We start from the raw sequence: 5,440 nt of genomic DNA, 5'->3' as shown, positions 1-5,440 counted from the left end.
TGGATCATCTTCACGTCCGGCTCCACGGGGACGCCGAAGGGCGTGGCTGTCACGCACCGCTCGGCGGCCGCCTTCGTCGACGCGGAAGCACGCCTCTTCCTGCAGCGCGAACCGATCGGTCCCGCGGACCGGGTGCTCGCGGGCCTGTCCGTGGCCTTCGATGCCTCGTGCGAGGAGATGTGGCTGGCGTGGCGGCACGGCGCGTGCCTCGTGCCCGCGCCCCGAGCGCTCGTCCGGACCGGCGTCGACCTCGGTCCCTGGCTGATAGCGCGCGGCATCACCGTCGTGTCTACGGTGCCCACGCTCGCCGCCCTGTGGCCATCGGAATCCCTCGAGAACGTGCGGCTCCTGATCTTCGGCGGCGAGGCCTGCCCGCCGGAACTCGCGCAGCGCCTCGCCGTGCACGACCGTGAGGTGTGGAACACCTACGGACCCACCGAGGCGACCGTCGTCGCGTGTGCAGCACGCCTGGGCGGGGACGGGCCGGTGCGCATCGGCCTGCCACTGGACGGCTGGGACCTCGCCGTCGTGGACGAGTCCGGCGTGCCGGTGCGGGAGGACGGCACGGGCGAGCTCATCATCGGGGGAGTGGGCCTGGCCCGTTACCTGGACCCCGGGAAGGACGCCGAGAAGTACGCGCCGATGCCCACGCTCGGCTGGGACCGCGCCTACCGCTCCGGAGACCTCGTCCGGCTGCAGGCCGCCGGGCTCGTCTTCGTGGGGCGCGCGGACGACCAGGTCAAGCTCGGGGGCCGACGCATCGAGCTCGGGGAGGTGGACGCTGCGCTCCAGTCCCTCCCCGGGATCTCCGCGGCCGCCGCCGCGGTGCAGTCGACGCCATCGGGCAACCAGCTGCTGGTCGGCTATCTGGTGGCGGCCGGGCCCGAGCCCGATCTCCCTGAGCTGCGGGACCTCCTCGCGGAGCGCCTTCCCGCGGCGCTGGTACCGCTGCTGACCCTCGCCGGCTCGCTGCCGACCAAGACGAGCGGCAAGGTGGACCGGAACGCCCTGCCGTGGCCCCTCCCCGGTGTCGGGGAACCCGGGGATCCGCGGGGTCTCGACCCGCGCGTGCAGTGGATAGCCGACCAGTGGGCGGCAGTCCTCGGCTCGGTGCCGGCGGACGAGGACGCCGACTTCTTCCTGCACGGCGGTGGGTCCCTCGCGGCTGCGCGGCTCGTGTCGCTCATCCGCTCGAGGTACCCGGTCATCACCGTGGCGGACGTCTACGCCCACCCACGGCTCGGCGCGCTCGCCGCCTTCGCCGCGGGGACGGGCGACGGCGGCGAGCGGTCTCCCGCACCACCGCGGACCGTGCGGCGCACCACGACCAGGTCGCAGGTCTTCCAGACCGTCATGGGCATCCCCCTGCAATTCCTCGCCGGGATGCGCTGGCTGACCTACGCGATGATCGCGGCCAACGTGCTCGGGGGCACGGGCCTCCTGACGGCGGCTCCCACCCTGTCCTGGTGGTGGGTGGGACTGTCCTGGCTCGTCTTCGTCAGTCCCCTCGGCCGCATGGCGCTGTCCGCGGCGGCCGCCCGTATCCTCCTCGGCGGCGTTCAGCCCGGGGTGTACCCGCGCTCCGGCAAGGTCCACCTCCGGCTCTGGCTGGCCGAGCAGATCTCGGACAGCGTGGGCGCGGTCGGCCTCGCGAGCGCACCCTGGGTGCCGGTGTACGCGCGGGCCCTCGGAGCGCGGATCGGCCCGGACGTCAGCCTCCACTCCGTCCCGCCGGTCACAGGGTTCCTGACCCTCGGCGCCGGCGCATCGGTGGAACCCGAGGTCGATCTCTCGGGCTGGTGGATCGACGGCGACCGCGTCCACATCGGGGCCGTCTCCGTCGGAGCCGGGGCCGTGGTGGGTGCGCGCAGCACCCTGATGCCGGGCGCGAGGATCGGCGCCGGCGCCGAGGTGGCGCCCGGTTCCGCCGTCCAGGGCGCCGTCGGGCCCGGACAGTTCGTCTCCGGCTCGCCCGCGAAGCGGGCGGGCAGGGCGAAGCACGGGTGGCCGGATGCTCCGCCGCCGCGGTCTCGGCTGCGGACCGGCCTGTCGTTCCTCGGGTTCGCCGCGGCATCCGGAGCCCTCGCCCTCATCCCGTACGTCGCCGCCGTCATCGCCGCCCTCCCGGTCGTGGCCGCCCTGCGGGGAGCGCCGTCGCTCTCGGCGGTCTGGCCGTCCCTCGTGGGGTCCGTGGTCCTCGCGGCGGTCCTCTGGCTCATCGGGAACGCCGTCCTCGTGCTCGGAACCGTCCGGTTGCTCGGAATCGGCCTGCGGGAGGGTTTCTACCCGGCGCGCAGCCGGATCGGGTGGCAGATCTGGGCCACCGAGCGCACGCTCGACCTGGCGCGGGACCTCCTCTTCCCCCTCTACGCCAGCCTCTTCACCCCGGTGTGGCTCCGGCTGCTGGGGGCACGTGTGGGTCGGAACGTCGAGGCCTCCACCGTGCTGCTGATCCCCAGGATGACCACGATCAACGAGGGTGCCTTCCTCGCGGACGACACCATGGTGGCCTCGTACGAACTCGGCGGCGGCTACCTCAGGATCGCTCCTGCCAAGATCGGGCGGCGCGCGTTCCTCGGCAACTCGGGCATGACGTCCGCGGGGCGGCGGGTGCCCAAGAACTCGCTCGTCGCCGTGCTCTCGGCCACGCCCGCAAAGGCCAAGGCCGGCAGTTCCTGGCTGGGCAGTCCGCCGTCGCGCCTGCGCCGGCTCGCCGTGACGGGCGACCAGAGCCGCACCTTCCAGCCTCCGCGGAGGCTCAAGGCCGCCCGGGCCTTCTGGGAACTGTGCCGCGTGGTGCCGGTCATCCTCACCGTGATGATCGCGGCGGGCGCGCTCGTCATCTTCGACGCACTCGCCCTCCGGGGCGGGTATCCGGTGGCGGCGCTGCTGAGCGGCGTGGTCTTCATGATGCTCGGCGCCGTCGCGGCCGGCAGCGCCGTCGCCGCGAAGTGGCTGCTGGTCGGGCGGATCCAGGCGGCCGAGCATCCCCTGTGGAGTTCCTTCATCTGGCGCAACGAGGTCGTGGACACCTTCGTCGAGAGCGTGAGCGCGCCATGGTTCGCCCGTGCCGCCAGCGGTACCCCGGCCCTGGTCTGGTGGTTGCGGGCGCTCGGCGCGCGGATCGGACGCGGTGTCTGGTGCGAGAGCTACTGGCTGCCGGAGGCGGACCTCGTGACGCTCGGCGACGGTTCGACGGTCAACCGTGGCTGCGTCGTGCAGACGCATCTCTTCCATGACAGGATCATGAGCATGGACACCGTCGAGCTCGCCGCAGGCGCGACCCTCGGCCCGCACAGTGTGATCCTTCCCGCTGCGGACATCGCCGCGGGTGGCACGGTCGGCCCCGCGTCGCTCGTGATGCGCGGCGAGACCGTCCCCGCGGGGAGCTACTGGATGGGTAATCCCGTCAGCTCGTGGTCGGGTCCGGGGGACGGTGCGTGAGCGGTGACGCAGAGGCCTGCTCACCGGACCCGTACACGCCGGCCAACGGCAGCACCTCCTACCGGGTGGGGCACTACGACCTGACCCTCGACTACAGGCTCGCCAGCAACCGGTTGTCCGGCCGTGCCGTCCTGACGATGACCGCCCAGCACGAGTTTCGGGAGCTCGAGCTGGACCTCAGCGGACTGCGCACCACGAAGGTCACGTCCGACACCGTGCGGGTGCGCTCCTTCAAGGATCGCGCCGGCAAGCTCGTGATCGGGTTCCGAGACCCGGTGCCCGACGACGCCGAGTTCAGGCTCGACATCCGCTACGAAGGCAACCCCGAGCCGATCTCCGGTACCTGGGGCGAGGTCGGGTGGGAGGAACTGACCGACGGCGTCCTCGTGGCCGGGCAGCCCACCGGAGCGCCGTCCTGGTTCCCGTGCAACGACCACCCGTCCCGGAAGGCCCGCTACCGGTTCACGGTGACCACCGACGCCGGCTACCGCGCCGTCTGCAACGGTGTGCTCGTCTCGCGGATCGCCAAGTCCAGTCGGACCACGTGGGTCTACGAGCAGGCGGAGCCGATGGCCACCTACCTCGCGACCGTCCAGATCGGGCGCTACGAGCTCGTGGCGCTGAACGACCCGGCACGGCCCGCCGTCGGGCTTCCCGCACACGCAGTGCCGCGCGATCCTGCACAGCCGGTGCCGCAGTACGCCGCCGTCCCGCCGTCGCTCGTGCCCGCCGCGAGGGCCTCGCTGGCCCGCCATCATGAGATGATGACGGCCTTCGAGCGGCACTTCGGGCCGTACCCCTTTCCCCAGTACCTCGTGGTCGTCGCGGACGACGAGCTGGAGATCCCCCTCGAGGCGCAGACGCTCTCCATCATCGGCCGCAACCACCTCGACCAGGACTGGGAGGCGCAGCGGCTGATCGCCCACGAACTGGCGCACCAGTGGTTCGGCAACGCCGTCACGGCCGCCCGGTGGCAGGACATCTGGCTGCACGAGGGCTTCGCCTGCTATGCCGAGTGGCTGTGGTCCGAGGCCGGCGGATCGACGACGGCGGACGCCCGCGCGCTGTCCACCCACCAGCGCCTCACCCGGGAACCGCAGGACCTCACCATCGGTGATCCGGGTGCCTCCGACATGTTCGACGACCGCGTGTACAAGCGAGGCGCGCTGGCATTGCACGCGCTGAGGAGGGCCGCCGGTGACGACGCGTTCTTCGGACTCCTGCGCGCGTGGTCGGAGGAGTACCGGTTCGGGTCCGTGACCACGCCGGACTTCCTCGCCTTCGCCACCCGCACCCTGCAGGGCATCGACGTCGGAGCGCTGCTGGCACCCTGGCTGTTCGCCGAGGACCTCCCCGCCCTGTGACGCCTGCGGGCCGGACCCGGTGCAGCCCGGCGCGTGCGGGGACCAACCGGTAGGGAGGGGGACTACCCGGTAGGGAGGGGACTAACGGCGACGGCGGCCGCGAGGCCCAGGGTTCCGAGCAGCACCCCGCCGACCTCCAGGACGTCGGTGATCCTGTCGTCCATCAGCACGTCCACCTCGTCAGGACCCCGGTCGGCGAACCCCGTTCCCAGGGCTTTGACCAGGGCTTCCTTCCGCGACCACAGGCGAGCCCGTGCCGCAGGCCGGCGCGGCACGGACAACCCCCGCAGGGAGCGCCGTTCCGCAGGCGTGAGGGCGACGTCGTCGAACCCGTCGAACCCCACATCCGCGACCCGCTCCAGGTCCACGCCGATGCCGGCACTCGGGTCGCGGACGGAGCCACGCAGGTCCAGGCCCGCGAGCAGGATCACCCGACCGGCGCGGGACAGGCTGAGCGCCACGGGCAGGCGTTCGCCGTCGAGCAGGTACCCCGGCCGGCCGTGATCGGACCCGCCCGCCGGGGTGCACCGGGGGCAGGTGAAGCTCGAGGTGAGACGGCGGGCCTCCACGCCGAGCAGCTCGGCGGCCAGAGCGCGCAGCAGGTACCGTCCGGCGACGAAGGGCCCTGAGAC

The 5,440-nt window shown here is 72.6% G+C and carries 3 protein-coding genes; 2 read left to right on the top strand and 1 reads right to left on the bottom strand.

Features of this window, described 5'->3' with window-relative positions:
- Nucleotides 1–3,444, top strand: a 3,444-nt coding sequence (locus tag CVO76_RS14885) for a Pls/PosA family non-ribosomal peptide synthetase (protein ID WP_208739949.1), incomplete at its 5' end; no start/stop codon positions are given.
- The gene (locus CVO76_RS14880) at nt 3,441–4,808 is read left to right on the top strand and encodes a M1 family metallopeptidase (protein WP_208739948.1); all 1,368 of its coding nucleotides are present in this window, start codon (nt 3,441–3,443) and stop codon (nt 4,806–4,808) included. The genes CVO76_RS14885 and CVO76_RS14880, both read left to right, overlap by 4 nt.
- 62 nt (nt 4,809–4,870) lie before the next feature.
- On the opposite strand, the gene CVO76_RS14875 is transcribed toward CVO76_RS14880, so the two are convergent.
- Nucleotides 4,871–5,440: 4'-phosphopantetheinyl transferase family protein (locus tag CVO76_RS14875; RefSeq protein ID WP_208739947.1), on the bottom strand; the 570-nt coding region annotated here is incomplete at its 5' end.

This window comes from Arthrobacter agilis, assembly GCF_002953615.1.
GTDB classification, from domain to species: domain Bacteria; phylum Actinomycetota; class Actinomycetes; order Actinomycetales; family Micrococcaceae; genus Arthrobacter_D; species Arthrobacter_D agilis_B.
This window is presented reverse-complemented; position numbering and strand designations above follow the sequence as displayed.